Below are 26,270 nucleotides of genomic sequence, written 5' to 3' on the forward strand. Positions count from 1 at the left end.
CCGCCAGGATTCTCCGTCCCGTCGGCGCTGTCCAGCCAACTAGGTCATCGCGGTGCCGCAACTCCGGACCCGATCCCGGGCGCCGTCGGCCTGGCGTCCGGGGCGCAAAAGAAGGCGGCGCGCCATCGCGTGGCGCGCCGCCTCGGTGTTGGGTCTCGGGCGATCAGTTCAGCGTCGCGTTGACCGGCCGCCGCTCGGCGCCGACCGTCACGTCGCCGATCATCAGGCCCATGGGCCCCAGCCGGACCGGCACCGTCTCGCCGTCGTGGACCTTGCCGGAGAGCACCAGCTCGGCCAGCGGATCCTGGACGTTCTTCTGGATCACCCGCTTCAGCGGCCGCGCCCCGTAGGCCGGGTCGTAGCCCTTGTCGGCGAGCCAGTTCTTGGCGTCCTCATCCACGTCGAGGGCGATCTTGCGGTCGTCGAGGAGCTTCTGCAGGCGCCCGAGCTGGATCTCGACGATCGCCCCCATCTCCGACCGCGCGAGGCGGTGGAACAGGATGATCTCGTCGACCCGGTTCAGGAATTCCGGCCGGAAGTGACCGCGCACCACGCCCATCACCTCGTCGCGGACCGCGTCGGTGTCCTGGCCCGCGGGCTGGTTCACCAGGTACTCGGCCCCGAGATTCGAGGTCATGATCAAGAGCGTGTTGCGGAAGTCGACCGTCCGCCCCTGACCGTCGGTGAGCCGCCCGTCGTCGAGAACCTGCAGCAGGACGTTGAACACGTCCGGATGCGCCTTCTCGACCTCGTCGAACAGCACGACCTGGTAGGGCCGGCGCCGCACGGCCTCGGTGAGGGCGCCGCCCTCCTCGTAGCCGACGTAGCCCGGAGGCGCGCCGATGAGCCGGGCGACCGCGTGCTTCTCCATGTACTCGGACATGTCGATGCGCACGAGCGCCGTGTCGTCGTCGAACAGGAAGCCGGCGAGCGCCTTGGTCAGCTCGGTCTTGCCCACGCCCGTCGGGCCCAGGAACATGAATGAGCCGATCGGCCGGTTCGGATCCTGTAAGCCCGCGCGGGCGCGCCGGACCGCGGTCGAGACCGCCTCCACCGCCTCGCGCTGGCCGACGACGCGCTTGGACAGCGCCTCCTCCATGGCCAGCAGCTTCTCGCGCTCGCCCTCCAGCATCTTGTCCACCGGCACGCCGGTCCAGCGGGAGACGACCCCGGCGACGTGGGCGGGCGTGACCGCCTCCTCCATCATCGCGTCGCGGCCGTTCTCCGCCTTGGCCTCGATCTCGGCGAGCTGCTTCTCGAGGCCCGGGATGACCCCGTAGGCGAGCTCACCCGCGCGCTGGTACTGGCCCTGGCGCTGCGCCGCCGCGAGGTCGTTGCGGGCCTCGTCGAGCTTCTTCTTGAGGCCGGCGGCCGTGCCGAGCTTGTCCTTCTCGGCCTTCCAGCGCGCGGTGATCGCCGCCGACCGCTCCTCCAGGTCGCCGAGCTCCTTCTCGAGCCGGACCAGCCGGTCGCGGGAGGCGGAGTCGGTCTCCTTCTTGAGCGCCTCGGCCTCGATCTTCAGCCGGACGATCTCGCGGTCGATGTTGTCGAGCTCCTCGGGCTTCGAGTCGACCTGCATGCGCAGGCGCGAGCCGGCCTCGTCGACGAGGTCGATCGCCTTGTCGGGCAGGAAGCGGTCGGTGATGTAGCGGTTCGACAGCGTCGCGGCCGCGACCAGGGCGGAATCCTGGATGCGCACGCCGTGGTGCTGCTCGTACTTCTCCTTCAAGCCGCGCAGGATCGAGACCGTGTCCTCGACGGTCGGCTCCGACACGAAGACCGGCTGGAAGCGCCGCGCCAGCGCCGCGTCCTTCTCGACGTGCTTGCGGTACTCGTCGAGCGTGGTCGCGCCGACGCAGTGCAACTCGCCGCGGGCGAGCGCCGGCTTCAGGAGGTTCGAGGCGTCCATCGCCCCGTCCGCCTTCCCGGCGCCGACCAGCGTGTGCATCTCGTCGATGAACAGGATGATGCCGCCCTCGGCCGCCGTGACCTCGGAGAGCACGCCCTTCAGCCGCTCCTCGAACTCGCCGCGGTACTTCGCGCCGGCGATCAGCGCGCCCATGTCGAGGGCCAGCAGGCTCTTGTCCCGCAGGGACTCGGGCACGTCGCCGTTGACGATGCGCAGCGCCAGCCCCTCGACGATCGCGGTCTTGCCGACGCCGGGCTCGCCGATGAGGACCGGGTTGTTCTTGGTGCGCCGGGACAGGACCTGGATGGTCCGCCGGATCTCCTCGTCGCGGCCGATCACCGGGTCGAGCTTGCCGTCCCGTGCGGCCTCGGTGAGGTCGCGGGCGTACTTCTTCAGCGCGTCGTAGGCGTTCTCGGCCGAGGCGTTGTCGGCGGTGCGGCCCTTGCGCAGCGCGTTGATCGCGGCGTTGAGCGAGGCGGGGGTGACGCCCGCCGCCTGCAGCGCGCGGCCGGCCTCGGAATCCTTCTCCACCGCGAGGGCGAGGAGCAGCCGCTCCACCGTCACGTAGGAATCGCCCGCCTTCTCGGCGGCCTTCTCGGCGGTGTCGAACAGGCGCATCAGCTCGCGCGTCGCCTGCGGGGCGGCGGCGTTGCCGGAGACCTTCGGCTGCTTGGCGAGCCACTGCTCGGTCTGAGCGAGCGCCACCCGGGACTGACCGCCCGCGCGGTCGATCAGACCGGCGCAGAGGCCTTCCGGATCGTCGAGCAGCACCTTCAGCAGGTGGCCCGGCTGAAGCTGGGGATGTCCCTCGCGCATCGCGAGGTTCTGAGCCGCCTGCACGAAGCCGCGGGCGCGCTCGGTGTACTTTTCGAAGTTCATGCACAACCCTCCCGTACCGGCATCCGCCGCCCGATGAGAGGCGCGGCGCCACCGAAACGTCGCCCTCCGGCTATCCGCCGCGCGAGGGCCCCGGCGCCGCTGGTGGCCGCCGGTAGACCCGATGTGGTGTTGCAATTCAGCACCACAAGGGGCGGCGAAGCTCTTGCACCCCGGATCATTTCAGGGCCACGCTCCGCGCATGACCGCATTGATTCATGTCAGCGCCCTGTATCGCTATCCGGTGAAGGGCCTGAGCCCTGAACCCGTCGCGCGGGCGGAACTCGAGACCAGCGGTTTCTTCCCGGGCGACCGGCTCTACGCCATCGAGAACGGGCCGTCAGGTTTCAACGCAGTGGCGCCCCGGCACCAGCCCAAGACCAAGTACCTGATGCTCATGCGCGACGAGGCGCTCGCCCGCCTGCGCACCCGCTACGACGACGCCACGGCGACGCTGACCGTCGAGGGGCACGGCGAGCCGCGGGCCTTCCGCCTCGACACCGAGGCGGGGCGAGAGGGGCTCGCGGAACTGATGCGGCGCTTCGTCCCCGAGAGCCTGCGCGGCGAGCCGAAGGTGCTCGCCGCCCCGCCGCAGTACCGCTTCACGGATTCGCCGACCGGCTACGTGTCGCTGATCAACCGCGCGAGCGTGGCGGCGGTGGAGGATTACCTCGGCGCGCCCGTCGACCCGCTGCGCTTCCGCGGCAACCTGCTGGTCGAGGGGCTCGAACCCTTCGCCGAGCTGGAGATGGTCGGCCGGGTGATCGAGGCGCCGAGCGGGCTGCGGCTCAAGATCACCAAGCGGACGGTGCGGTGCGCGGCGACCAACGTCGACCCGGTCAGCGGCGTGCGCGACTGCGACATCCCCTGGACCCTCGACGCGCGCCTCGGCCACCGCGACCTCGGCGTCTACGCGGAGGTGATCGCCGGCGGGACGCTGGCGAAGGGTGACGCGCTGCGCGTGGTGGGGTGACGAGCTAACTCTTCCCTCCGGTGCTGCCGTCGTCGCGGTCAGAGGGAGGTCGTGTCAGAGCCGCGACACGTAGGCCGCGAGATCCTTGATGTCCGCCTCGCTCAGGCCCTGCGCGACCTCGTTCATGGCGGGATCGTAGCCGGGCCGGGCGTTCGACTTGTAGGCGGCGAGCGCCTTGGCGAGGTAATCCTCCCGCTGCGCGCGGATCCGCGGGATCGCGTCGCGGCCCGCGAGGTCCGGTCCGTGGCAGGAATTGCACTGGTGCTTGGCGACGAGCGCCTGCGCGCGCGCCGCCAGAGCCGCGTCGGCCGGTGGCCCGGCCCAGGCGGGCGGCGGCAGCGTCGCCACCGCGTCGGCGTAGCCGCGCAGGTCGTCGTCGGAGAATCCGGCGGCCACCTCGTTCATCGGCGGCGCCTCCCGCTGCTTCTCCCGGAACTGGAAGAGCTGCGTGACCACGTAGTCCGGGAGCTGCCCGCCGAGCGAAGGCACGCCCTCCGTCGCCGACGTGCCGGCCCCGTGGCAGCCGATGCAGGGAGCGAGGCGCTCCTGCATCGCCGCGTCCGGGGCGGCGCGCGTCGCGCCCGTGAGCAGCAGCCCGCCGAGGGCATAGACCAGCCCGCGGATCAAACGGAGATGGCGGCGCATCACCGGCCGTAGCTGACGCGGTAGATCGCGCCGTTGTAGTCGTCGGAAACGAGCAGCGATCCGTCCTTGGCGACCAGCACGTCGACCGGCCGGCCGACATACTTGTTGTCCTGAAGGAAGCCGGTCAGGAACGGCTCCACCGCGGCGGTCTTGCCGTCCGGTCCGGGCTTGGCCACGACCACGTCGCCGCCGAGCTTGGTCGTGCGGTTCCACGAGCCGTGCCGGGCGACGAACATCGCGTCCCGGTAGGCCTCCGGAAACTGCGTTCCGGTGTAGAACCGCAGGCCGAGCGAGGCCGTGTGCGGGCCGAGGAGCGCCGCCGGCGCGGTGAATTCCGAGCAGGCGTGGCCCCAGCCGTATTCCGGATCCGTGAACGTGCCCTGGTGGCAGTACGGATAGCCGAAATGCTGCTTGCCCGGCTCCGTGAGCACGTTCAGCTCGTCGTTCGGGATGTCCTCCGAGACCCAGTCGCGGCCGTTATCGGTGAACCAGAGCTGCTTGGTCTTCGGGTTCCAGTCGAACCCGACGGTGTTGCGCACGCCGCGGGCGATCACTTCGGCGTTCTTGCCGTCGAGGTCCATCCGCCGGATCTGCGCGTGGGTGTCCGGCGGCATCACGATGTTGCCCGGCGCGCCGACCGGGACGTAGAGCTTGTTGTCCGGGCCGATGGCGATGAACTTCCAGCCGTGGGCCTCGTCCTTCGGAAGGTCGTCGTAGACCAGGGTCGGCTTCGCCGCGCCATCGAGATGGTTCGCGATGTCGTCGTAGCGCCAGATCTTCGAGAGTTCGGCGACGTAGAGCGCGCCGTCGTGGTACGCGACGCCGTTCGGCCGGTGCAGGCCCGTCGCGATGGTCTTCACCGCGCGCTTCCCGTCGCCGTCCGGCTTCGGCAGCACGGCGTAGACCTTCCCCACCGTCCGGGTGCCCACGTACAGCGTGCCGTCCGGCGCCTGGGTCATTTCGCGGGCATTCGCGAGGCCGCTGGCGTAGACCTCGATCTTGAAGCCGTCCGGAACCGTCAGCTTGTCGAGCGGCAGCTTGGCGGCCGCGGTCGCCAGCGGCGGTCCGGCCACCGGCGCGAGCTTGGCCGCGGCGCCGCCCTCGGGGCGGCCGTAGAGGGCCGAGCCGCGATCGACCTGGACGCTGGGCGGCGGGGCCGCGGTCGCGGGCGTCTCCTGCGCGGCGACCGGGCCGGATCCCATCAGGCCGAGACCGAGTCCGGCGAGGGCGGCGGTGAGGCTGCGGGTCAGGATCGGCTGGCTGATCGGCGTCATGATGTCTCCCGGTGGGGGCGGCCCCGCGGACCGTCCGCTCGCTCTGCACTCTTTATTCAACGGTCGGCCGGAGAGCGCGACCGGGCCGGGCGCCGCGGAGGCGACACTCCGCGGCCGCCGTAACGCGGGCCGAGATCAGGTGCGCCGCCGCGCCCTCCAGGGCCATCGCCGGCTGTCGCGTCGGCTCACCTTGCGTTTTGGGCGATGATCTCCGAAAACGCCCCCCGTCCGGGAAGCTTAGGCTTGGCCGGGGATGCCGGCCGTCCGCCGGAGCCCGGCCGACGCGGCGTTCCGATCCGGTTCGAGGACACGTATCGATGATCGATTACGCGCAGGCGCGGCGGATGATGGTCGACTGCCAGTTGCGGACCTTCGACGTGAACGACAACACAGTGCTCGACGCGTTCGACACCGTGCCGCGCGAGGCCTTCGTGCCGAAGGGCCGCGAGCCCTTCGCGTATATCGACCAGACCCTGAACCTCGGCGAGGCCGACGGCGAGACACGCTGCATGCCGGCCCCGATGGTCGTGGCCCGGATGATCCAGGCCCTGCGGGTCCGCCCGGGCGTCGCCGCCCTCGACGTCGCCACCGGCTACGGCTACGCCGCCGCCATCATGGCGCAGCTCGGCGCGCAGGTCACGGCGCTGGAATCGGTGCCCGATCTCGCCGCGGCGGCGCGCACCCGGCTCGGCGCCTCGGCCCAGGTGATCGAGGGCCCGATCGCCGACGGCGCCCCCGAGCAGGGCCCGTTCGACGTCATCCTGATCAACGGCCGCGTCGAGGTCCGGCCGCAGGCGCTGCTGAACCAGCTCAAGGACGACGGCCGCCTGATCTGCGTGTTCGGCCCGCATCGCAACGCCAAGGTCACCCTCTTCGTGCGCGCCGGCGACGCGTTCGGGGCCCGCCCGCTGTTCGACGCGTCGCTGCCCAATCTGGAGGCCTTCGCGGCGGAAGCCGGCTTCGCGTTCTGACACCGCGCCGAGGCGGCGCACGCGTGCGCCCCGATCAGCCGAGCCTGTAATCCCTCAGCCGGGCGCGGCGGGCGCTCCGGCGATAGGCCATGACCGAGTCGGGCCAGAGGGTGCTGTTGCGCCCGGTCGCGTCGAGGTACCAGCTGCGGCAGCCCCCGGCCTGCCAGATGCTGTCGGCCATGCGGCTCTGGAGCCGGTCGACGAACCGGGCCTGAGCCTCCGGCCGGACCTCGACGGTCTTCGTCCCGCGCCCGAGCGCCGTCAGACAGTCGAGGACGTGCTGCACCTGGATCTCGATCATCGAGACGACCGAGTTGTGCCCCAGCCCGGTATTGGGCCCGAGCAGCATGAAGAAGTTCGGGAACCCCGCGACCGTGATGCCCTGGTAGGCGCCCACGCCGCCGGCCCAGGCCTCGGTCAGGCTCCGGCCGTCGCGGCCGACGAGGTGCATCCGCGCGAAGGTCGCGGCCACGTCGAAACCCGTGGCGTAGACGATCACGTCGAGCTCGTGATGCCGCCCGGTCTCGGTGGTCACGCCGGTCTCGGTGATCCGGGCGATGCCGTCCGTCTCCAGGGTGACGTTCGGGCGCTGGAGCGCGGGGTAGTAGTCGTCGGAGATCAGCACCCGCTTGCAGCCGAGCCGGTAGTTCGGCGTCAGCTTCGCCCGCAGGGCCTTGTCGGGGACAGCCTTGGCGAGATGGTGCCGCGCGAGGGATTCGGCTTGGCCGGTGAGCTTCGAGACCTTGGTGAAGCCGAGCAGCGCCCGCACCTCGTGCAGACAGAACAGCCGCGCCCGCTCGAGCCGCCGGCTGAGCGGCAGGCGCCGGTAGCGGTCCCGGGCACGCTCCGCGATGGCGTGATCGTTCTTGGGCATGATCCAGGGCGGGGTGCGCTGGAACAGCGTCAGGTGGGACGCGACGGCGGCGAGTTCCGGCACCACCTGGATCGCGCTCGCACCGGTGCCGATCACCCCGACGCGCTTGCCGGCCAGCGCCGCGGAGTGATCCCAGGCCGCCGTGTGGAAGGCGGGGCCGGCGAACCGGTCGCGGCCCGGGATGTCCGGGAAGGCCGGATGGTGGAGCCCGCCCATGCCCGCGACGATCGCGCGCGCCGTGATCCGCCCCCGGTCGGTCTCCACGTGCCACAGGGCGCGCTCCGCGTCCCAGGTGGCTCCGGTGAAGGTCGTCCCGAGCTGGATCAGGGGCATCAACCCGTTCCGCTCGGCGGTGTCCCGGAGGTAGGCCAGGATCTCCGGCTGCGGCGCGTACATCCGGCTCCAGTCGGCCTTCGGGGCGAAGGACAGCGAGTAGAGGTGCGAGGGGATATCGCAGGCCGCCCCTGGATAGGTGTTGTCGTGCCACGTGCCGCCGATCCCGTCGGCCTTCTCGATCACCCGCAGCGGCCCGATTCCCGCCTGCCGGCAGCGGATCGCCATCGCGAGCCCCGAGAAGCCGGCGCCGACGATCAGGACGGCCAGGGTCTCGGACGCGGGCTCGGTCATCGCTGAGGGCTCCCGAAGGGGGCGTGGGGCGCGTGCGCCGTCAGGAAGGCCGCGGCCTCGTCGAGGGAGGTTCGCGCCTCGGGCAGCACGCCGGCGGCGAACTGCCAAGCGTGGGACACGACCGGGAAGAGCTTGAGCTCGGTCTCGACGCCGGCCGCGCGGGCCCGCTCCGCCATGCGCACGGAGTCGTCGCGCAAGACCTCGCGGGCGCCGACATGGAACAGCAGCGGCGGGAAGCCGGTCGGGTCGCCGAAGAGCGGCGAGACCCGCGGATCGGCCGGATCGGCGGCGCCCAGATACATCGGCCGGATCGCCGCGAGCGCCTGCGGGTCGAACATGGCGTCGCGCCACGCATTGGTCACCCGCGACCCGTCCTCGGAGACGAAGTCCGTGGCCGGCGAGAACAGGGCCGCCGCCCAGGGCATCGGCAGGCCGCGGGCGCGGGCTTGGCCCATCAGCACGAGGGCGAGGTTGCCGCCGGCCGACTCGCCCGCCACGCAGGCGGCCCCCTCGGCGCTGAACGCCGCCCAGGCGGCGGTCACGTCGTCGACCGCCGCGGGGAACGGGTGCTCGGGGGCGAGGCGGTAGTCGGGCGCGAAGATCGTGAAGCCCCGGTTCGCCAGCGCGCCGGTGATGGGACGGTGCGTGCGCGGCGAGCACGCGATGAAGCCGCCGCCGTGGATGTAGAGCATCCGCCGGCCGGGCCCGGCCTTCGGCCGAACCCACTCGCCCTTCACGCCGCCGACGATGCCCGGCTCGTAGGTGACGCCCTTGGGGTCGGGGAAGGTCGGCGCCTCGAAGATCCGGCGGAACGCGGCCGCGTCCCGCGCCCGGGACAGGGGGCCCCGAACCCGGCTGCGGACCATGTAGGCGCCGAGATACGCGCGCAGGCTCGCCATCTCAGAGCGTCCCTCCGGACAGGCGCACGATCGTCTTCCAGTAGCCCACCGGCATCAGGCGCTGGATCAGCGCGGCGTTCTTGGCGTCCTTGCCGACGACGATCCGGGGCGCCCGGGCCTCGATGCCGCGGATGATGGCGGCGGCCGCGTCGGCCGGCGCCAGGGTCAGGAGCTTGCCGAACGCCGCCCGGGCCTTCTCGTCCTCCACGGCCGCGCGCTTCGCCGCCTCCGGATCGGTGGGCGGCCGCCGGCCGCGGGCGTTGCGGGAGATGGCGGTGGCGACGCCGCCCGGATGGACCACCGTCACGCCGAGGCCGGTGCCGTCGAACTCGTGCCGGAGGGCCTCCGAGAAGCCGCGCACCCCGAACTTGCTGGTGCAGTAAGCAACCTGCCCCGGCGGCGCGATCAGGCCGAACAGGCTCGACAGGTTGACGATCTGCGCCGCCGGACGGGCGCGCAGCATCGGCAGGAAGGCGTGACACATCCGCACGACGGCGCGCAGGTTGATGTCGAGCAGCCACTCGAAGTCGTCGAGATGCGTCTCGTCGAACCGGCCTCCGAGGGCGACGCCGGCATTGTTGATCAGCAGGTCGAGGTGCCCGGACTGCTCCGCGACCCAGTGGGGCAGCGCGCGGATCCCCTCGGCATCCGTGAGGTCGAGGACGCGCGTCGCGACCGTGACCCCGCGGATCTGGGCAGCGACGGCCGCGAGGCCGGTCTCGTCCCGGTCCACCAAGAGAAGCGTGCAGCCCTTCGCGGCCAGGCCCTCGGCCAGTGCCGAGCCGATGCCGCTCGCCGCGCCGGTGATCAGGGCCACCGCGCCCGCGAGTTGGAACCGCTGTGCCAAACCGCGCCTCCCCGTGCCGTCGATCCGGATCGACTGTTCTCGGGGGATAGGCCCGGCCGGCCGGATTGTCTAGGGTGAGCACCCTAGACGGGGACGGGATCATGTCGCGGGGCGAGGTTCGGAGGGGTGAGCGCGGGGCGGATGTCGATCCGGAGGCCGATCTCGCCGCCGCGTCCCCCGATACGCGCACCCGGATCCTCGCGGTCAGCCTCGCGCTGTTCAATGCCCGCGGCCTCGGCCACGTCACGACGGCGGAGATCGCGGCCGCGGCGGGGATCCGCGAGGGCAATCTGCAGTACCATTTCCCGCGCAAGCGCGGCCTGGTCGAAGCCCTGTTCGCGGCCTTCGAGACCGAGGCCGTGGCGGTCGCGGGTCGGATGCCCGCCGACCCCGCGGCGCCGGAGGCGCTGCTCGCCTATCAACGGGCGTGGTTCGACCTGATGTGGCGCTACCGCTGCGTCTACCGCGACGGCATCGCCATGGTGGAGATCGCGCCGGCCCTGCGCGCCCGGGTCCATACCCTCCGGGCCGAGACCCAGGCGCTGGCCCGCGGCGTGTTCGAGGCGGCCGTGCGGGCAGGGCGGCTGCGCGTCGCCCCGGACGCGCTCGGCCGGCTCATCGACAATGCCTGGATCGTGTCCAGCCACTGGATGAGCCACCGCCTCCAGGGCGGCACCGCCCTCACGGAGGCGGACCGGGACTGGGGCTTCGCGCAGGTGCGCGACCTCTTCGCGCCCTATCTCGTGCCGGAAGGTCCCATCTGACGGCCCCTGGCCCGATCCTTCCATGCGCCCCGGCCAAGCTCGGACCCGAAGGACGCGATGCTCGACCGCCTGACCCATGCCGGCCTCAGCCTCCTCGTGCTGCTCGCCGTCGCGTTCCTGTTCTCGACGAACCGGCGGGCGATCAGTCCCCGCGTGGTCCTCACCGGCCTGGCTCTGCAGGTCGGCCTCGGCGCCCTGGTCCTGTTCCTGCCCGCCGGCCAAGCCGCGCTGCGGGCCGCCGCCGCCGGAGTCGTCACCGTGCTGTCCTACGGCGACCGGGGCACGGCCTTCCTGTTCGGCGGGCTCGTCGAGCCCAAGATGTTCGAGCTGTTCGGCGGCTCGGGCTTCATCCTGGCGCTGCGGGTCCTGCCGCAGATCCTCTACGTCTCCGCGCTGATCGGCGTGCTCTACCATCTCGGCGTGATGCAGGCGCTCGCCCGCTTGCTCGGCGCGGTGCTCCGGCGGATCCTGGGCACGTCGCCGATCGAGTCGTTCTCCGCGGTGATCACGATCGCCATCGGCCAGAGCGAGATCGCCGTCGCCCTGCGCCCGTTCCTCGCCCTGCTGACCGGGGCCGAGCTGTTCGCCGTCATGTCGAGCGGTGCCGCGTCCACCGCGGGATCGATCCTGGCGGGCTACGCGGCGCTCGGCGTACCCATGACCTACCTGCTCGCGGCCTCCGTGATGGCGATCCCGGGAGGGCTCGTCTACGCCAAGATCCTGATGCCCTCCACGGAGCCGACCCGGATCGCGACCACCCGGGTGGAGTTCGGCGAGACACGGGCGGCCAACATCATCGAGGCGGCGGCGGACGGCACCCAGAAGGGGCTCGCGGTGGCGGTCTCGGTGGGGGCCATGCTGATCGCCTTCGTCGGGCTGATCGCCCTGGCGGACGGCCTGTTCGGCACCCTCGGGGCCTGGATGGGCTACCCGTCCGCCTCGTTCGAGGGCGTGCTCGGCCGGGCGCTCGCCCCGCTGGCGTGGCTCCTCGGCGTGCCCTGGGACCAAGCGACCCTGGTCGGCGGCGCGATCGGCCAGAAGCTCGCCTTCAACGAGTTCCTGGCCTACGCCAACCTGTCGCCGGTCCTGAAGGCCGGCACCCTCGAGCCGCGGGCGCAGGCGATCGTCTGCTTCGCCCTGTGCGGCTTCGCCAATTTTGCGTCGATCGCGATCCAGCTCGCGAGCTTCTCGAGCCTCGTCCCGGAGCGGCGCTCCGAGGTCGCCCGGTACGGGCTGCGGGCGATCCTGGCGGGGACGCTGTCGAACCTCACGAGCGCGGCGATCGCCGGGCTGTTCGTGGCGTGACGGATCAGGCGCCCTTGCGCGCCGCGAGCAGCAGCGCGTTCGGGCGGGTCCGCTTCGGCACCGGCAGGACGCGGTCGAGGATCGTGCCGACGCCGTACGCGAAGGCGAGCGCCGCCGCCCAGGACCACGTCCGCCGGAAGAAGCGGTCGCGGCAGCGGACGGGGCTGACCTTGGCCATCCAGTGGATCAGCGAGTCGTGCCGGTCCATGCCGATGGCGTGGACGGCCTCGGGCGTGCAGCCGAGCGTGCCGGCCAGCGCCTCCAGGGCGGTGGGCGTCCACCACGTCAGGTGGTGGGGCGGCGCGTTGATGACGAAGTTCGGGATGGTGGTGTTGGGCGAGGGCCAGAGCGGCGTGCCGATCAGGACCACGCCGCCCGGCTTGACGCAGGCCGCGAGCGCCTTGGCGAAACCCAGCGGGTCCGCCACGTGCTCGATCACCTGGAACGCGCAGGCGACGTCATAGACCGGGCCGACGCGCGCCGCGTGCGCCTCCACGGTCTCGTCGAGGATCGCGCCGGTCGGGTCCTCGGCGGAGAAGTTCGGGTCGAGGCCGGTATAGATGGCGTCCGGCACGTAGGCGCGGAACCCGCCGTGGCCGCAGCCGACATCGAGCACACGGGCGCCCGCGGGCACGTGCGCGGCCGCTTGGCGGAACTCCAGGCGCTCCGTCTCCGGTCCGGCGAGCTTATCGTGCGCCGCGATCCGGCCGTAGAACGCCCGGTAGAAGGCCGCGTCGCCGGCCACCGGCGGGTCGAAGAAGAGCAGCCCGGTCGGGGATTCCCAGAGCCGGAACGTGCCAGCGGGGCGCAGAAGCGGCCCGACATCGACGCGGCCGGAATGGTGCCAGAGAAGCGTCAGGAAGGCAGCGTCCAGGCGTTCGACGCAGCGCAGGGCGGGGGCGCCGGTGATCGGGCAGGGGGGGATCGACTGATCGGCCGCTCGGGCGCTGTCCGCCAAACTGATCCTCGCTCGCTCCGCAGGCCCGGACGGTCCGGGGACGCCACAGCGGCACAGGTTTGGTGTGGCCCGTCAAGCCGAGGCGCGACTTCCCACGTGCGCCCGACACCGTCGGAGCGACGTCTTAGTGGAAGGTGTCGATCTCAGCCGACTCGTAGCTGGTGACTTCCATGCCGACGCAGATCTCGGAGACGACGGGGGCGGACCAAGCCATGATTTCCTCCAGGTAAATTGATGCGGTGGATGGTGAGGCCGCGGAGGCCGGAGCGACGCGCGCTCCAGGCCGGGCGCGACTTAGTGGAACGTGTCGATCTCGGCCGACTCGTAGCTGGTGACTTCCATGCCGACGCAGATCTCGGACACGATCGGGGCAGACCAAGCCATGGCGTTTCTCCTCGCTGTTGGTGCGATCCATATAGGCAATATCTTGGACGCAATACAAGCGAGCACAACACTTATATTTCTCATAGGGTGCTCGGCCGGGAGCCGCGCGCAACCCTCCCGTGGCCGCGCGGCCACCCGCCGGGGCGCCGTTCGGCATCGGCTGCGGATGGGCACGGTTTCGGCTTGACGGGCTCTGCGCGCGGGCGCACGACGCACCCGCGCGACGGTGTCCTCGACGGTGTCGCGCTCCCATTCCAGCAGCGACCCGCGAAGCGACGTGCCCGACCGATCGTGCCTGCCGTGCCCGGCCCCGTGCCGTCGTCCCGCCTGAGCCGCTGAGAGGCCTGGCCGCGGGGCGACCGACGCGGCGGCCGGTCACGGCCCTGACCCAGGATGACCGGCGACGCGTCGCCTCGTAATGCACGAGGCGAGGCCATGAACGAGATCGCCCCCTTCGACACGCGCGTCGATCCCTCCGTGTTGGCCGCACGCTTGTCGGACGAGCGGGCGCCCGACATCGTCGAGGCCCTCAACGACGAGGCCCCCGAGGTCGCCGCCGCCATCCTGCTCGGCCTGCCGATGGAGCGGGCCATCGAGGTGCTGGACCAGCCGGAGCTCGACTGCGCCGCCGACATCATCGAGATGCTGCCGCGGGACCGGGTCGCGGGCTACCTGTCGGGCATGTCGGCCGACCGGGTCACGGACGTGTTCCGCGAGATCGAGGAGCCCGGCCGCTCCGACCTGCGCGCACGCCTCGACGCCGAGACCCGCGGCGCCGTCGACCGGCTGTCGGCCTACGGCGAGGAGACCGTGGGCTCGCTCATGACCACCGAGTTCGTCACCGTGCCGGGTACCTGGACGGTGGGCCAGACGCTGGAGCACATCCGCCACGTCGAGAAGACCCGCGAGACGATCTACGCGATCTTCGTGCTCGACCCGCGCACCCGCGCGCTCACCAAGGCGGTGCCGCTGCGACGCCTGATCTCGGGGGATCCGGGCGACAACGTCCTCAGCGTCGCGCCGGGACGCCGGCCGCTCGCGGTCTCGCCGACGGCCAGCCGCGAGGAGGCGGCGCGGCTGATCTCCAAGTACGACCTCCTGGCGCTGCCGGTGGTCGACGCGGTCGGCCACGTGATCGGCATCGTCACCGTCGACGACATGATCGACGCGATGATCGAGAAGCAGACGCAGGACGTGCAGCGCTTCGGCGGCATGGAGGCTCTGCCCGAGCCCTACATGGATATCGGCTTCTTCACGATGATCCGGAAGCGGGCCGGCTGGCTGTGCGCGCTGTTCCTGTCGGAGATGCTCACCGCCTCGGCCATGCAGGGTTTCGAGGGTGAGCTGGAGAAGGCGATCGTCCTGACCCTGTTCATCCCGCTGATCATGAGCTCCGGCGGCAATTCCGGCTCGCAGGCGACCTCGCTGCTCATCCGGGCGCTGGCCCTGCACCAGATCCGCCTGCGCGACTGGTGGCGGGTGGCGCTGCGCGAGTTGCCGACCGGGATCTTCCTCGGCGCGATCCTCGGCGTGATCGCGGTGATCCGGATCGTGGCGTGGCAGAAGCTCGGCCTCTACGACTACGGCGAGCACTGGCCGCTGGTCGCCGCCACGGTCGGTGCGGCGCTCGTCGGGATCGTGACCTTCGGATCGCTCGCCGGCTCGATGCTGCCGTTCCTGCTCCAGCGCATCGGCTTCGATCCGGCCACCGCCTCGGCGCCCTTCGTGGCGACGCTGGTCGATGTCACTGGCCTCGTCATCTACTTCTCGGTGGCGCTGCTGATCCTGCGCGGGACGCTTCTGTAGGCGCGCCGACCCTCTGGGTCGGACGCTGCGCAGCCCGGCCAATGCCGTGGATGACCGCGAGCGACCGGCCCCTTATCCCGTGCGGGAGCGGGGACCCGCCTCCCGTCCGGATGGCGTTCGAGCCTGCTTCAGCCCGCCACCGCCTCGGCCAGCCGCTTCCGCTGAACCTTGCCGTTCGCGGTGCGCGGCAGGGCATCCAGGAAGCGGATCTCGCGCGGGCGCTTGTAGGCGGCGAGCCGCTCGGCACACCACGCGAGCAGGCCCTCCGCGTCGGGCTCGACGCCCGGCTGGAGTACCACGAAGCCGCAGATGACCGAGACGTCCGCACGCACCGGCAGCTCGGCGACGCCCACCTCCGCCACGGACGGGTGGGTCGACAGCACCGCCTCCACCTCGTTGGGCGAGACCCGGTAGCCCATCGCCTTCATCAGGTCGTTGTTGCGGCCCTCGAACCACAGGTAGCCGTCGGCGTCGAGACGGGCGAGGTCGCCGCCGACGAACCAGTCGCCGCGCATGACCTCGGCCTCTTCTTCCGGCCGGTTCCAGTAGCCGAGCATCAGCGCCGGCTCGGTCCGGTGGACGGCGAGGAGCCCGCTCTCGCCGGCGGGAAGCGGCACGGGCTCGCCCGCGACGGGCAGGATCGCCACGCGCCGGCCCGGCTGCGGCTTACCGGGCGAGCCGGGGCGCACCGGGATGGTCGGGCCGCTGGAGATGTAGGTCGAGATCTCGCTCATCCCGAGTGCCTCGTAGAGGGGCTTGCCGGTGGCCTGACCCCAGGCCTCCAGAAGCTCCACCGCGAGGGGCTCGCCGGCCGTGCAGCCGTGGCGCAGGCTCGACAGGTCGTGGGCGCCGAGGTCGCCGTACTTGAGGATCTGGCGGTAGAGCGTCGGGACGGCGGCGAACAGGGTCGCGCCGTAGGCGGCGATCAGGCGCGGCCACACCCCGGGATCGCGCGGGCCGTTGTAGAGCACCGCGGTCGCGCCGACCGACCAGGGATCGCTCAGGCCGACGCCCAGCGTGTAGGTCCAGTTCATGGTGCCGGCGTGGAGCATCACGTCGGATTCGGTGAGCCCGAGCCAGTGGTCGAGCATCGGGCGGCGGCCGTAGGCGGCGCGGTGGGCGTGCAGCACGCCCTTCGGCCGGCTCGTCGTGCCGGAGGTGTAGATCAGCATCGCCGGGTCGTCGGCGGCGGTGTCGGCGTAGTCGGGCAGGGGCGGGCCCGCCTTCAGGGCGGCGACCGCGGCGGCGTCGAGCAGGAGGCGCCCGCCCAGAGCCTCGGGCGCGACCGTGCAGCCGCTCCCGACGACCACGGCGGCGGCGCCGGAATTCTCCATCAGGAAGGCGGCCTCGCCCTCCGTGAGCTGCGGCGAGGAGGGCAGCGCCACGAGGCCGGCCGCCAGGGCACCGAAATAGACGAGGACGTAGTCGGCCTCGTTGCCCATGCGGATCATCACCCGGTCGCCGGGCTTCAGGCCGAGGCCGAGAAGGCCCGCCGCGATGCCGCGCACCGCGCGCTCGACCGCGCCGAAGCTGAGGCGGTCCGCGGTGCTGTCGCCGACCATCACCAGGGCGGTCTTGTCGGGGCGCAGGCGCGCGTTCTCGGCGAGGCAGTACCGCGCCGCGTTGAAGCGGGCCGGCGGACGGCGATCATCGTGCTGGCTGTCGGACACCGGGCGCTCCCCCGCGGGCGGGCTTTTCGCCGGGTGTCCCGCCTGGGCGCGCCTGCGTCAACAGGGGCCGCCGCCGCGCACGGCGCGAGGTCCGCCGGCGACCGTGACGCCGGGGGGCGCGCAGTGTCAGCGGAACCAGGCCCTCACGTCCGCCGCTGGGCCTGGCCCTCCTGCTCCTCGAAGCCCTTGAGCATCTTGTCGAGGGTCATCGGGTAGTCGCGGACCCGGATCCCAGTGGCGTTGTAGATCGCGTTGGCGAGCGAGGCGCCGGCGCCGCAGATGCCGAGCTCGCCGAGCCCCTTGCTCTTCAGCGGGTTCGCCTTGTCGTCGAGCTCCGGCAGGAACACCGCGTCGATCTCCGGGAGGTCGGCGTGGACCGGCACGTGGTACTCGGCCATGTCGTGGTTGACGAAGTAGCTGTAGCGCGGATCGACCACCGCATCCTCCATCAGCGCCGCGCCGACGCCGAAGGTCATGCCGCCGATCGCCTGACTGCGCGCGGTCTTGGCGTTGAGGATGCGGCCGCCGGTGAAGACGCCGAGCATCCGCCGCAGCCGGATCTCGCCGGTGTCGACGTCGACGCCGACCTCGGCGAAGTGCGCCCCGTACGAGTACTGCGAGAACTTCTGCTTCATCTCGCCGGGCTTGATCTCGCCGGAGGCCTCCAGCCCGGTCTTGGCGAGGTCGGTGAGCGACTCGGTGCGGTTGCCGGACGTCACGGCGCCGTCGCGGAACGTGGCACCGTCCGGGTTGAGGTCGCCGGCCTTGAGCAGGGCCTGCCGGAGGTTGTCGCAGGCGACGTAGAGCGCCGAGCCCGCCGAGCCGGCGCCGAAGGATCCGCCCGAGCCGGCCGCGAACGGGAAGTCGGTGTCGCCCATCTCGACCCGCACGCGCTCGGGCGGCAGCCCCAGCATCTCGCCGGCGATCTGAGTGAGGATCGTGTAGGTGCCGGTGCCGGGATCAGTCATCGCCATCCGCACCACGAGCACGCCGTCCGGTCCGAGCCGGACCTTCGCGGAGGACGGCATCAGCGGGTTGAGGCGCGCGGCCGCCGACATGCCCATGCCGACGAGCCAGTTGCCCTCGCGCCGGGAGCCCGCCGCCTGCCTCTTGTCCCAGCCGAACAGACGCGCGCCCTCCCGCATGCAGGGCACGAGCTTGCGGGTCGAGAACGGGACCTTCTTCTCGGGATCCTCGGCCGGCTCGTTGCGCACCCGGAGCTCGATCGGGTCGATCTTCAGCTGCTCGGCGAGCTCGTCCATGGCGCACTCGAAGGCGAGCTGGCCGACGGCCTCGCCGGGCGCCCGCATCGCCGAGGCGATCGGCATGTTGAGGTTCACCAGCCGATGGCGCGTCACGCGGTTCTGCGCGGCGTAGAGCGACCGGGTGACGTTGGCCGAGGTCTCGAAGAACCCGTCGCCCTCGGCGGTGTCGGACCACGATTCGTGGCTGATCGCCGAGAGGCGGCCGTCCCGGTCGGCGCCCAGGCGGATCCGCTGGATCGTGTCGGTCCGGTGGGTCGCGACGTGGAATTCCTGCTGCCGGGTGAGCGCGACCTTCACGGGACGCTGGATCACCTTCGAGGCCAGGATCGCGAGCGTCGCCTCCGGCTGGACCTGCAGCTTCGAGCCGAAGCCGCCGCCGATGTAGGGGCTGACGATCCGGATCTTCTCGGGCGGCAGCTTGAGGACCGAACCGAGGGATTTCTGACCCCGGTTCGGCATCTGGTTGGCCGTGTGGAGCACCACCCCGTCGCCCTCCCAGGACGCGATGGTGGCGTGCGGCTCCATCTGCACGTGGATCTGGTTCGGTGTGACGTACTCGACGTCGAGCTTTACCGGCGCGGCCGCGAAGGCGGCGTCGAAGTCGCCGAGCTTCGAATCCGGCGGCGAGTTGACCGGCTTCGGCTCGTAGGCCGCCGCCAGGCTGTCCTTGAGCAGACCCTTGGGCTTGGCCGCGTCGTAGCGGACCTTGACCAGCATGGCGGCGGCGCGGGCCTGCTCGAAGCTCTCGGCGACCACGAAGGCGACCGGCTGCCCGTAGAACTTGACCTCGGTTCCCTGGAGCTGGGGCCAGACCTGCTCCTTCTTCTCGCCCTGCTCGGGCACGTTCTCGTGGGTCATAACCAGGATCGCGCCCGGCGCCCTGCGGGCGGCCTCCGCGTCGATCGACCGGATCGTGCCGGCCGCGATCGTGGCCGGCACGATGAACCCGTAGGCCGGATCCGCCAGGGCCCGGGTCTCGTAGGCGTAGGGCGCGTGGCCCGTCACCTTGAGCTTGCCCTCCACGCGGTCGAGCGGCTGGCCGACGAGGCCGTCAGGCCGATCGTCGAGGGGCGTCCGGCCGATCGGCTGGTTCATCTCCATGGGACGGTCCTTGAGCGAGGGCTACGCGCGCGTCGCCTGCGCCACGACGGCGCGCAGGGTCCGGCGGGTCAGCGGGATCTTGAAGTCGTTGCTGCCGTAGCCGCGGGCGCCCTTGAGCACCGCGTCGGCGGCGGCATCCGCCGAGCCGGTCTGCACCAGGGCCGTCTCGGCCTCGGCCACCCGCCAGGGCTTGTGGGCCAGGCCGCCGAAGGCGAGGCGCGCGGCCTGCGGCTTGCCGCCCTCGGCGCCCGCGATCACGGCGGCCACCGACACGGTCGCGAAGGCGTAGGATGCGCGGTCGCGGACCTTCCGGTAGATGTGCGTGCCGGCCACCGGCTTCGGCAGCGTCACGGCCGTGATGATCTCGCCCTTGCGCAGATCGGTCTCGATCTGCGGCGTGTCGCCCGGCAGCCGGTGGAAATCGGCAATCGGGATGCTGCGCGCCTGCCCGTCGGGGTTCACCGTCTCGACCGTCGCGTCGAGGGCGCGCAGGGCGACGTTCATGTCGGACGGGTTGGTGGCGATGCAGGCCTCGCTCGCTCCGACCACCGCCATGATGCGGTTGAACCCGCCGATCGCCGAGCACCCCGAGCCGGGCTCGCGCTTGTTGCAGGGCATCGCCGTGTCATAGAAATAGTAGCACCGCGTCCGCTGGAGCAGGTTGCCGGCCGTGGTCGCCTTGTTGCGCAACTGGCCCGACGCACCGGCGAGCAGCGCCTTCGCCAGCACGGCGTAGTCCTTCCGGACCCGCGGGTCGGCGGCGAGGTCGGCGTTGCGCACCAGCGCGCCGACGCGCAGGCCGCCGTCCTGCGTGGCCTCGACCTTGTCCAAGGGCAGCCGGTTGACGTCGATCAGGGTGGCGGGCGTCTCGACCTGCAGCTTCATCAGGTCGAGGAGGTTGGTGCCGCCGGCGATGAACTTGGCGTTCGGCCGCTCGGCCGCGAGCTTGGCGGCGTCCTGCACGGTGGCGGGGCGCTCGTAGGCGAAGGCCTTCATCTGCGCCTCCTCAGAGGTTGCTGGCGGCGGTGTCGCGGATCGCCGCGACGATGTTCGGGTAGGCGCTGCAGCGGCAGATGTTGCCGCTCATCCGCTCGCGGATCTCCGCGTCGCTGAGGGTCGGCGTGGATGCGACATCCTCTGTGACGTGGCTCGGCCACCCCGCCTTCGCCTCGCTCAGCATGCCGACCGACGAGCAGATCTGGCCCGGCGTGCAGTAGCCGCACTGGAAGCCGTCGTGCTCCAGGAACGCCGCCTGCATCGGGTGGAGCTTGTCACCGTCCGCCAAGCCCTCGATCGTGGTGACCGAGTCGCCCTCGTGCATCGCCGCGAGCGTCAGGCAGGAATTGATGCGCCGGCCGTCGACCAGGACCGTGCAGGCCCCGCACTGGCCGTGGTCGCAGCCCTTCTTCGTTCCGGTGAGGGCCAAGTGCTCGCGCAGGGCATCGAGGAGCGTGGTGCGGGTGTCCAGGACGAGATCGTGCGACTGGCCGTTGACGGTGAGCCGCACCGGCATGGTCTGCGGAGCCGGATCGCCCGGCGCCGACGCCGCCACTGCGGGCGCGGGGCGGAAGCCGAGGGCGCCCAGAGCGCCGGCCACGGCGCAGCCCTCCACCACGGCCCGCCGCGTCAGGGCGAGCGGCTTCGTCGGAGTCGCGTCTGTCATGCTGCCATCCCGCCCGTGCACCGCGCGTGGGACGCCGCGCAGCTTGGAATCTGGTGCGCCAACGTGCATCCGCCTCGATTAGATCCGGTCCAGACTGCGCCCGTTCAGCGCGGGCGGATAGCGTCCCGTCATCGGGAGCGGAGCAAACCCACCCGGGGCAGGACACGCTGCGCAGGCATCGCGCCGCGCTGGATTGCTCCGCTCCGCTCGCAGCGACGTGCCGCTTCGGCGTGCCGCTTCGGAACGTGTTGCGCCGACGCCGTTTGGGTTGAGCGACAGCCGTCACCGGAGACACGCCGCATGGCCGCAACTGCCCCGACCCTCGCACTGAACGACGGGCGCCGCATCCCGCAGATCGGCTACGGCTGCTGGCAGCTCTCGGACGCGCAGGCTCCGGACCTGGTCGGCCAAGCCCTCCGCGCCGGCTATCGGCTGATCGACACGGCCGCCGCGTACGGCAACGAGGGGGGTGTCGGGCGCGGCATCCGGGACGCGGGGATCCCCCGCGCCGAGATTTTCCTCACCACGAAGCTCTGGAACGACCGCCAGGGCCGGGACGAGGCACGCCGCGCCTTCGACGAGAGCCTGCGGCAGCTCGGTCTCCCATATGTCGACCTGTACCTGATCCATTGGCCGTGTCCGCAGCGGCGCCTGTTCGTCGAGACCTGGACGACGCTGATCGAACTCCGGAAGGAGGGCCGCACGAAGTCCATCGGCGTGTCGAACTTCACGCCCGAGCATCTCGCCACCCTGATCGGCGAGACCGGCGTGGCTCCGGCCGTCAATCAGATCGAGCTGCACCCCTATTTCCAGCGCGAGGAGCCGCGCGTCGAGGACGCCCGTCACGGTATCGTGACCGAGTCATGGAGCCCGCTGGGGAGGGGCAAGGAGCTGAACGACTCGGTCATTCTCGCGATCGCGAAGGCGCACGGGAAGACGCCCGCTCAGGTGGTGCTGCGCTGGCAGATCCAGATCGGCTGCGTGGCGATCCCGAAGACCGCCACCCCGCGACGCATCGCCGAGAACATCGCGCTGTTCGATTTCGAGCTCGGCGCCGACGAGATGGCGCGGATCGCCGGTCTCGACAAGACGGACGGCCGCATCGGGCCGGACCCGGCGACCTTCTGCTGATCGCTTCGGCCTTCGGCGGCGCAGCGTAACATCGCACCGCAAAAGATTTATGCTCACAGCTAGCATATCTGGACAGGCGCGCGCGGCCCCCATAAGTTAGACGGCGCAATGCTCAAACTGAGCATAATGGAGGACGCCATGGCGGCGACCGTTGCACCCGTCTCCCGCACGACGATCCCGGGGCTGCCCCTTCCGGATCTCTACGCCCGCGTCAGCCGGCACGTCCCCGCGATCGAGTGGCCGGCGCTCGCCCCAGACATCGAGGCGATCCTGCGCCTGAAGCGCGAGCGCAACGCCGTCATCCTGGCGCACAACTATCAGGCGCCGGAGATCTTCCACACGGTGGCCGACATCGTCGGCGACAGCCTCGCGCTGGCCCGCGAGGCCGTGAACGTCGACGCCGACGTGATCGTGCTGGCGGGCGTCCACTTCATGGCCGAGACCGCCAAGCTCCTGAACCCGAGCAAGACGGTGCTGATCCCCGACATGGGCGCCGGCTGCTCCCTGGCCGATTCGATCACCGCCGCGGACGTGCGCGGTCTGCGCGCCAAGTACCCGGGCGTGCCGATCGTGACCTACGTGAACACCTCGGCGGCCGTTAAGGCCGAGTCCGACCTGTGCTGCACCTCCGGCAACGCCGTCGCGGTGGTGAAGTCGCTGAACGCCCCCCGCGTTCTGATGATCCCCGACGAGTTCCTCGCGCAGAACGTCCAGGCCGAGATCCCGGAGGTCGAGATCCTCACCTGGGCGGGCCACTGCGAGGTGCACGAGCGCTTCACCCCGGCCGACATCCGCGACGTCCGCGACAGCTATCCCGGCGTCACGGTGATCGCGCACCCGGAATGCCCGCCGGAGGTGGTGGCCGAGTCGGACTTCTCCGGCTCCACCGCGATGATGATGGACTTCGTCGTCGAGAAGCGGCCGAAGCAGGTGGTGCTCGTCACCGAGTGCTCGATGGCCGACAACATCGCGGCGCAGAACCCGGACATCGAATTCATCAAGCCCTGCAACATGTGCCCGCACATGAAGCGGATGAGCCTGCGCAACATCCGGCGGTCGCTCGAGACGATGACCCACGAGGTCACGGTCGATCCGGCGCTGGCCGACCGCGCCCGGGCCGCGGTGGAGCGCATGCTCCAGGTGCGCACGCGATGAACGCCGTCTCTCCCAACAACGCCGACCGCGTGGTCGTGGTCGGCGGCGGGGTCGCGGGCCTCAGCGTCGCGCTGCGCCTCGCGCCCCGCCCGGTCACGCTGGTCACCGCGTCGGCGCTCGGCCTCGGCACCGCCACCGGGTGGGCCCAGGGCGGCATCGCCGCCGCGGTCGGCGCCGACGACGCGGCGGCGCTCCACGCCGCCGACACGGAGGCCGCCGGCGCCGGGCTGACCGAGCCCGACGTGGCGCTGCGGGTCGCCGGGGAGGGGCCCGCGCTGATCGACTGGCTGGTGCGGATCGGCGTCCCGTTCGACCGCACCGACGACGCCGCGCTGGCCCTCGGGCTCGAGGCGGCGCACGGCCGCCGCCGCATCGTCCGCTCCGGCGGCGACGCCACCGGCGCCCGCGTCCTCGAAGGGCTGGTGCGGGCCGTGCTGGAGGCGCCCTCCGTCGAGATCGTCACCGCGCGAGCGTGCGATCTCCTGCGGGACACGAATGGGGCGGTGGCGGGCATTGTCGCCGAGCGAGACGGCGCGCTGTTCCGCATCCCGGCCCGCGCCGTGGTGCTCGCCACCGGCGGCGTCGGCGCGCTCTATGCCGCGACGACGAACCCGCCGGGCGCCGTCGGCCGCGGGCTGGCGCTCGCCGCCCGGGCCGGCGCGGTGATGCGCGACATGGAGTTCGTCCAGTTCCACCCGACCGCCATCGCGGCCGGCGCCGACCCGATGCCGCTCGCCACCGAGGCCCTGCGCGGTGAGGGTGCCCGCCTCATCGACGAGACCGGCGCGGCCGTGATGGCCGGCATCGCGGGCGGCGACCTCGCCCCCCGCGACGTGGTCGCCCGCGGCATCTTCCAGGCGCTGCAGCGGGGCCGCACGGTGTATCTCGACGCCCGGGGCGCGCTCGGCGCCGCGATGCCGACGCGCTTCCCGACGGTGGCGGGGCTCTGCGCCGCCGCCGGCATCGACCCGGCCGTGCAGCCGATTCCCGTCCGTCCGGCCGCGCACTACCACATGGGCGGCGTGAAGGTGGACGCCCAGGGCGCCACCTCGGTGCCGGGCCTCTACGCCTGCGGCGAGGTCTCCTCCACCGGCCTCCACGGCGCCAACCGGCTCGCCAGCAACTCCCTGCTGGAGGGCTTGGCCTACGCGCGCTTCATCGCCGACGGTCTCGACGCGCCGCCGCCCGCCGCCATCGTGCCGGAGGCCGTGTCCGCGCGCGCCGCCGGCGATCTGCCGGCGATCCGCGCGCTGATGGAGAGCAGGGTCGGCGTCGTGCGCGACGCCGGGGGGCTCGCCGAGGCCGTCGCCGTCCTGGAGCCCGGGGCGGAGACCTGCGACGCCGCCCTCGTCGCACTGCTCATCGCCCGCGGCGCGCTCGCCCGCCGGGAGAGCCGCGGCGCCCACTGGCGCAGCGACTTCCCCCACCTCGCTCCGGCCGCGCACACCGAAGCGACGCTGTTTGACGCGATCGCCGCGCCCCGCGCGGCTCCGTCCACCGAGGAGGTGCTGACGCCATGATTCAGTCGGTTCTCTCCGAAGAGATCCTTCCCCTGCCGCGGCTCCTCGTGGAGCCCGTGGTGCGCGCCGCCCTGCTGGAGGATCTCGGCCGGGCCGGCGACATCACCACCGACGCCATCGTCCCGCCGGGCGAGCGGATGCGCGGCGTGATCGCCTCGCGGCAGGACGGCGTCATCTCGGGCACCGACGCCGCCGCCATCGCCTTCGCGCTGGTGGACCCGGCCGTCACCGTCACGGTCGAGCGCGGCGACGGCGCCCGCGTGGCGCCGGGCGACGTGGTGCTGCGTCTCGAAGGCCCGGCGCGGGCGATCCTCACGGCCGAGCGCGTGGCGCTGAACCTGCTCTGCCGGATGTCGGGCGTGGCCACCGCGACCCACGGCCTCGTCGAGGCCGCGCGCCCGCACGGCAAGGCCTCGATCGTCTGCACCCGCAAGACCACGCCGGGCCTGCGCGCCCTGGAGAAGCACGCGGTCCGCGCCGGCGGCGGCTCGAACCACCGCTTCGGCCTCGACGACGCGGTGCTGATCAAGGACAACCACGTGGCGGTGGCCGGCGGCATCGTCCCGGCGATCGAGCGCGCCCGGTCCCGGGCCGGCCACCTGGTGAAGATCGAGTGCGAGGTCGACAGCCTGGAGCAGCTGGAGGAGGCCCTCTCGGTCGGGGTCGACGCGGTGCTCCTCGACAATATGGGGCCGGACCGGCTCACCCGCGCGGTGGCGATGATCGACGGTCGCGCCCTCGCCGAGGCGTCGGGCCGGATCACCCGCGAGACGGTGGGCGCCGTCGCAGCCTCGGGCGTCGACCTGATCTCCTGCGGCTGGATCACCCATTCGGCAGCGATCATCGACCTGGGGCTCGACGCCGCCTGATCGGCGGGCCCCGCTCGCCACCGGCGCGGCGGGGCCGCCGCGGGCCTTCGACTGTCATCACGTTCGGGTGACGAGTGTTCGTCGCGGTCGCTCGCGAGATCTGCCGAGTCTATCGCCGAACGCGCGACTCGCTAAGATTTCGCCCAACAGCGACGCCATCGACCGGACCCGACCGTGAGCCAAGCTCTGCCTTCCGCGGCTGCCCAGGCGGTCGATCTTCCGGCGGCGCCGGTGGCGCGCAAGCCCGGCGCGGTCCGCCACGGGCCGGGCGCCGCGCTCATGCTGGGCGCGCTGGGCGTCGTGTACGGCGACATCGGCACGAGCCCGCTCTACGCGTTCAAGGAGGCGGTGAAGGCGGCGACCGTGGGCGGCTCCTCGGTGCCGGCAGCCGCCACGGGCGCGGTGTCGCTGATCCTGTGGGCGCTGATCCTGATCGTGTCGCTGAAATACGCGGTGCTGATCCTGCGGGCCGACAACCGCGGCGAGGGCGGCATCGTCGCCATGCTGGCGCTGCTCGGCGCCCGTCAGGCCCGGCCGGGTACGTGGAAGGCGCTGCTCCTGGTGGTCGGGCTGGTGGGCGCGGCCCTGCTCTACGGCGACGGCGCGATCACGCCGGCGATCTCGGTCCTGTCGGCGATCGAGGGGCTGAAGGTCGACGCGCCGTCACTCGGCCCGTACGTCGTGCCGATCACCCTGGTGATCCTGGTCGGGCTGTTCCTCGTCCAGCACAAGGGCGTGGCCGCCATCGGCCGGGTCTTCGGACCCGTCATGCTCGTCTGGTTCG

Annotated in this window: 23 protein-coding genes; 10 read left to right on the top strand and 13 right to left on the bottom strand. The window is 71.8% G+C overall.

The window, feature by feature from the left end; translation table 11 throughout:
• Positions 1 to 163: 163 nt before the first annotated feature.
• On the bottom strand, positions 164 to 2,788 hold the full coding sequence (gene clpB, locus ACTJK8_RS18550) for an ATP-dependent chaperone ClpB (RefSeq protein ID WP_012322334.1): 2,625 nt from the start codon (positions 2,786 to 2,788) through the stop codon (positions 164 to 166).
• Between the two features lie 199 nt (positions 2,789 to 2,987).
• On the opposite strand from clpB, the gene ACTJK8_RS18555 reads away from it, so the two are divergent.
• A complete protein-coding gene (locus ACTJK8_RS18555) occupies positions 2,988 to 3,758 on the top strand; it encodes an MOSC domain-containing protein (RefSeq protein ID WP_012322335.1) in 771 nt (256 codons plus the stop codon).
• Between the two features lie 54 nt (positions 3,759 to 3,812).
• On the opposite strand, the gene ACTJK8_RS18560 is transcribed toward ACTJK8_RS18555, so the two are convergent.
• Together ACTJK8_RS18560 and ACTJK8_RS18565 are read right to left on the bottom strand one after the other, a co-directional pair.
• Positions 3,813 to 4,403 carry a c-type cytochrome gene (locus ACTJK8_RS18560; protein WP_012322336.1) on the bottom strand — a complete coding sequence of 197 codons (591 nt, stop codon included), beginning with the start codon at positions 4,401 to 4,403 and terminating at the stop codon, positions 3,813 to 3,815.
• A complete protein-coding gene (locus ACTJK8_RS18565) occupies positions 4,403 to 5,677 on the bottom strand; it encodes a PQQ-dependent sugar dehydrogenase (protein ID WP_012322337.1) in 1,275 nt (424 codons plus the stop codon). Before ACTJK8_RS18565 ends, ACTJK8_RS18560 begins: the two co-directional genes overlap by 1 nt.
• Before the next feature lie 317 nt (positions 5,678 to 5,994).
• On the opposite strand from ACTJK8_RS18565, the gene ACTJK8_RS18570 reads away from it, so the two are divergent.
• Positions 5,995 to 6,648: a protein-L-isoaspartate O-methyltransferase family protein gene (locus tag ACTJK8_RS18570; RefSeq protein WP_012322338.1), complete on the top strand. Its 654-nt coding sequence runs from the start codon at positions 5,995 to 5,997 to the stop codon at positions 6,646 to 6,648.
• Positions 6,649 to 6,682: 34 nt separating this feature from the next.
• Here the strand turns inward: ACTJK8_RS18570 and ACTJK8_RS18575 are convergent, their stop codons facing one another.
• From ACTJK8_RS18575 to ACTJK8_RS18585, 3 genes are read right to left on the bottom strand one after another with little or no spacing between them, the layout of a single operon-like run.
• Positions 6,683 to 8,149, bottom strand: coding sequence for a flavin-containing monooxygenase (locus ACTJK8_RS18575; RefSeq protein WP_440762341.1), 1,467 nt, complete (start codon positions 8,147 to 8,149; stop codon positions 6,683 to 6,685).
• A complete protein-coding gene (locus tag ACTJK8_RS18580) occupies positions 8,146 to 9,048 on the bottom strand; it encodes an alpha/beta hydrolase (RefSeq protein ID WP_012322340.1) in 903 nt (300 codons plus the stop codon). The genes ACTJK8_RS18575 and ACTJK8_RS18580 overlap by 4 nt, the downstream gene beginning before the upstream one ends.
• Position 9,049: 1 nt before the next feature.
• Positions 9,050 to 9,895 carry an SDR family NAD(P)-dependent oxidoreductase gene (locus ACTJK8_RS18585; protein WP_012322341.1) on the bottom strand — a complete coding sequence of 282 codons (846 nt, stop codon included), beginning with the start codon at positions 9,893 to 9,895 and terminating at the stop codon, positions 9,050 to 9,052.
• A 74-nt stretch (positions 9,896 to 9,969) separates the two neighbouring features.
• On the opposite strand from ACTJK8_RS18585, the gene ACTJK8_RS18590 reads away from it, so the two are divergent.
• Both ACTJK8_RS18590 and ACTJK8_RS18595 read left to right on the top strand, forming a co-directional pair.
• Positions 9,970 to 10,659 (top strand): TetR/AcrR family transcriptional regulator, encoded by a 690-nt coding sequence (locus ACTJK8_RS18590; RefSeq protein WP_234741133.1) that lies wholly within the window; start codon positions 9,970 to 9,972, stop codon positions 10,657 to 10,659.
• A 57-nt stretch (positions 10,660 to 10,716) separates the two neighbouring features.
• Positions 10,717 to 11,964, top strand: coding sequence for a NupC/NupG family nucleoside CNT transporter (locus tag ACTJK8_RS18595; RefSeq protein WP_012322343.1), 1,248 nt, complete (start codon positions 10,717 to 10,719; stop codon positions 11,962 to 11,964).
• Between the two features lie 4 nt (positions 11,965 to 11,968).
• Here the strand turns inward: ACTJK8_RS18595 and ACTJK8_RS18600 are convergent, their stop codons facing one another.
• The 3 genes from ACTJK8_RS18600 to pqqA (ACTJK8_RS18610) form a co-directional block, all read right to left on the bottom strand.
• Positions 11,969 to 12,922 carry a class I SAM-dependent methyltransferase gene (locus ACTJK8_RS18600; RefSeq protein ID WP_440762342.1) on the bottom strand — a complete coding sequence of 318 codons (954 nt, stop codon included), beginning with the start codon at positions 12,920 to 12,922 and terminating at the stop codon, positions 11,969 to 11,971.
• A 124-nt stretch (positions 12,923 to 13,046) separates the two neighbouring features.
• Complete coding sequence (pqqA, locus tag ACTJK8_RS18605; protein WP_020090597.1) at positions 13,047 to 13,136, bottom strand: pyrroloquinoline quinone precursor peptide PqqA; 90 nt, start codon at positions 13,134 to 13,136, stop codon at positions 13,047 to 13,049.
• An 80-nt stretch (positions 13,137 to 13,216) separates the two neighbouring features.
• Positions 13,217 to 13,306, bottom strand: a complete 90-nt coding sequence (pqqA, locus tag ACTJK8_RS18610) for a pyrroloquinoline quinone precursor peptide PqqA (RefSeq protein ID WP_041372433.1) — start codon at positions 13,304 to 13,306, stop codon at positions 13,217 to 13,219.
• Between the two features lie 393 nt (positions 13,307 to 13,699).
• Here pqqA (ACTJK8_RS18610) and mgtE point away from each other — a divergent pair, with 393 nt between their 5' ends.
• Positions 13,700 to 15,112 carry a magnesium transporter gene (gene mgtE, locus ACTJK8_RS18615; RefSeq protein WP_373866325.1) on the top strand — a complete coding sequence of 471 codons (1,413 nt, stop codon included), beginning with the start codon at positions 13,700 to 13,702 and terminating at the stop codon, positions 15,110 to 15,112.
• 128 nt (positions 15,113 to 15,240) lie between these two features.
• On the opposite strand, the gene ACTJK8_RS18620 is transcribed toward mgtE, so the two are convergent.
• The 4 genes from ACTJK8_RS18620 to paoA all read right to left on the bottom strand — a co-directional run bounded on the left by ACTJK8_RS18620 (position 15,241) and on the right by paoA (position 20,811).
• The gene (locus ACTJK8_RS18620; protein WP_440762343.1) at positions 15,241 to 16,782 is read right to left on the bottom strand and encodes an acyl-CoA synthetase; all 1,542 of its coding nucleotides are present in this window, start codon (positions 16,780 to 16,782) and stop codon (positions 15,241 to 15,243) included.
• A gap of 143 nt (positions 16,783 to 16,925) precedes the next feature.
• Positions 16,926 to 19,148 (bottom strand): molybdopterin cofactor-binding domain-containing protein, encoded by a 2,223-nt coding sequence (locus tag ACTJK8_RS18625; RefSeq protein ID WP_440762344.1) that lies wholly within the window; start codon positions 19,146 to 19,148, stop codon positions 16,926 to 16,928.
• Positions 19,149 to 19,169: 21 nt separating this feature from the next.
• On the bottom strand, positions 19,170 to 20,144 hold the full coding sequence (locus ACTJK8_RS18630) for an FAD binding domain-containing protein (RefSeq protein WP_058607429.1): 975 nt from the start codon (positions 20,142 to 20,144) through the stop codon (positions 19,170 to 19,172).
• Positions 20,145 to 20,154: 10 nt separating this feature from the next.
• Positions 20,155 to 20,811, bottom strand: coding sequence for an aldehyde dehydrogenase iron-sulfur subunit PaoA (gene paoA, locus ACTJK8_RS18635; RefSeq protein ID WP_012322349.1), 657 nt, complete (start codon positions 20,809 to 20,811; stop codon positions 20,155 to 20,157).
• Positions 20,812 to 21,111: 300 nt separating this feature from the next.
• On the opposite strand from paoA, the gene ACTJK8_RS18640 reads away from it, so the two are divergent.
• From ACTJK8_RS18640 to ACTJK8_RS18660, 5 genes are all read left to right on the top strand, one after another.
• A complete protein-coding gene (locus ACTJK8_RS18640) occupies positions 21,112 to 21,942 on the top strand; it encodes an aldo/keto reductase (RefSeq protein ID WP_440762345.1) in 831 nt (276 codons plus the stop codon).
• Between the two features lie 138 nt (positions 21,943 to 22,080).
• Complete coding sequence (nadA, locus tag ACTJK8_RS18645) at positions 22,081 to 23,097, top strand: quinolinate synthase NadA (RefSeq protein ID WP_053621648.1); 1,017 nt, start codon at positions 22,081 to 22,083, stop codon at positions 23,095 to 23,097.
• Positions 23,094 to 24,617 (top strand): L-aspartate oxidase, encoded by a 1,524-nt coding sequence (locus ACTJK8_RS18650; RefSeq protein ID WP_116656828.1) that lies wholly within the window; start codon positions 23,094 to 23,096, stop codon positions 24,615 to 24,617. The genes nadA and ACTJK8_RS18650 overlap by 4 nt, the downstream gene beginning before the upstream one ends.
• Positions 24,614 to 25,486, top strand: a complete 873-nt coding sequence (gene nadC / locus ACTJK8_RS18655) for a carboxylating nicotinate-nucleotide diphosphorylase (RefSeq protein ID WP_012322353.1) — start codon at positions 24,614 to 24,616, stop codon at positions 25,484 to 25,486. Before ACTJK8_RS18650 ends, nadC begins: the two co-directional genes overlap by 4 nt.
• Positions 25,487 to 25,765: 279 nt before the next feature.
• The coding region (locus ACTJK8_RS18660) for a KUP/HAK/KT family potassium transporter (RefSeq protein ID WP_440762346.1) at positions 25,766 to 26,270 on the top strand (505 nt) is incomplete at its 3' end.

Source organism: Methylobacterium sp. 22177 (assembly GCF_052045615.1).
Classification (GTDB): Bacteria; Pseudomonadota; Alphaproteobacteria; order Rhizobiales; family Beijerinckiaceae; genus Methylobacterium; species Methylobacterium radiotolerans.

Coding starts and splice junctions, on each gene's coding strand:
- ACTJK8_RS18630 (WP_058607429.1), bottom strand. CDS start 20,144: ATGAAGGCCTTCGCCTACGAGCGCCCCGCCACCGTGCAGGACGCCGCC.
- nadA (WP_053621648.1), top strand. CDS start 22,081: ATGGCGGCGACCGTTGCACCCGTCTCCCGCACGACGATCCCGGGGCTG.
- clpB (WP_012322334.1), bottom strand. CDS start 2,788: ATGAACTTCGAAAAGTACACCGAGCGCGCCCGCGGCTTCGTGCAGGCG.
- paoA (WP_012322349.1), bottom strand. CDS start 20,811: ATGACAGACGCGACTCCGACGAAGCCGCTCGCCCTGACGCGGCGGGCC.
- ACTJK8_RS18565 (WP_012322337.1), bottom strand. CDS start 5,677: ATGACGCCGATCAGCCAGCCGATCCTGACCCGCAGCCTCACCGCCGCC.
- mgtE (WP_373866325.1), top strand. CDS start 13,700: ATGACCGGCGACGCGTCGCCTCGTAATGCACGAGGCGAGGCCATGAAC.
- ACTJK8_RS18560 (WP_012322336.1), bottom strand. CDS start 4,403: ATGCGCCGCCATCTCCGTTTGATCCGCGGGCTGGTCTATGCCCTCGGC.
- ACTJK8_RS18595 (WP_012322343.1), top strand. CDS start 10,717: ATGCTCGACCGCCTGACCCATGCCGGCCTCAGCCTCCTCGTGCTGCTC.
- ACTJK8_RS18580 (WP_012322340.1), bottom strand. CDS start 9,048: ATGGCGAGCCTGCGCGCGTATCTCGGCGCCTACATGGTCCGCAGCCGG.
- nadC (WP_012322353.1), top strand. CDS start 24,614: ATGATTCAGTCGGTTCTCTCCGAAGAGATCCTTCCCCTGCCGCGGCTC.
- pqqA (WP_020090597.1), bottom strand. CDS start 13,136: ATGGCTTGGTCCGCCCCCGTCGTCTCCGAGATCTGCGTCGGCATGGAA.
- ACTJK8_RS18625 (WP_440762344.1), bottom strand. CDS start 19,148: ATGGAGATGAACCAGCCGATCGGCCGGACGCCCCTCGACGATCGGCCT.
- ACTJK8_RS18570 (WP_012322338.1), top strand. CDS start 5,995: ATGATCGATTACGCGCAGGCGCGGCGGATGATGGTCGACTGCCAGTTG.
- pqqA (WP_041372433.1), bottom strand. CDS start 13,306: ATGGCTTGGTCTGCCCCGATCGTGTCCGAGATCTGCGTCGGCATGGAA.
- ACTJK8_RS18650 (WP_116656828.1), top strand. CDS start 23,094: ATGAACGCCGTCTCTCCCAACAACGCCGACCGCGTGGTCGTGGTCGGC.
- ACTJK8_RS18555 (WP_012322335.1), top strand. CDS start 2,988: ATGACCGCATTGATTCATGTCAGCGCCCTGTATCGCTATCCGGTGAAG.
- ACTJK8_RS18640 (WP_440762345.1), top strand. CDS start 21,112: ATGGCCGCAACTGCCCCGACCCTCGCACTGAACGACGGGCGCCGCATC.
- ACTJK8_RS18575 (WP_440762341.1), bottom strand. CDS start 8,149: ATGACCGAGCCCGCGTCCGAGACCCTGGCCGTCCTGATCGTCGGCGCC.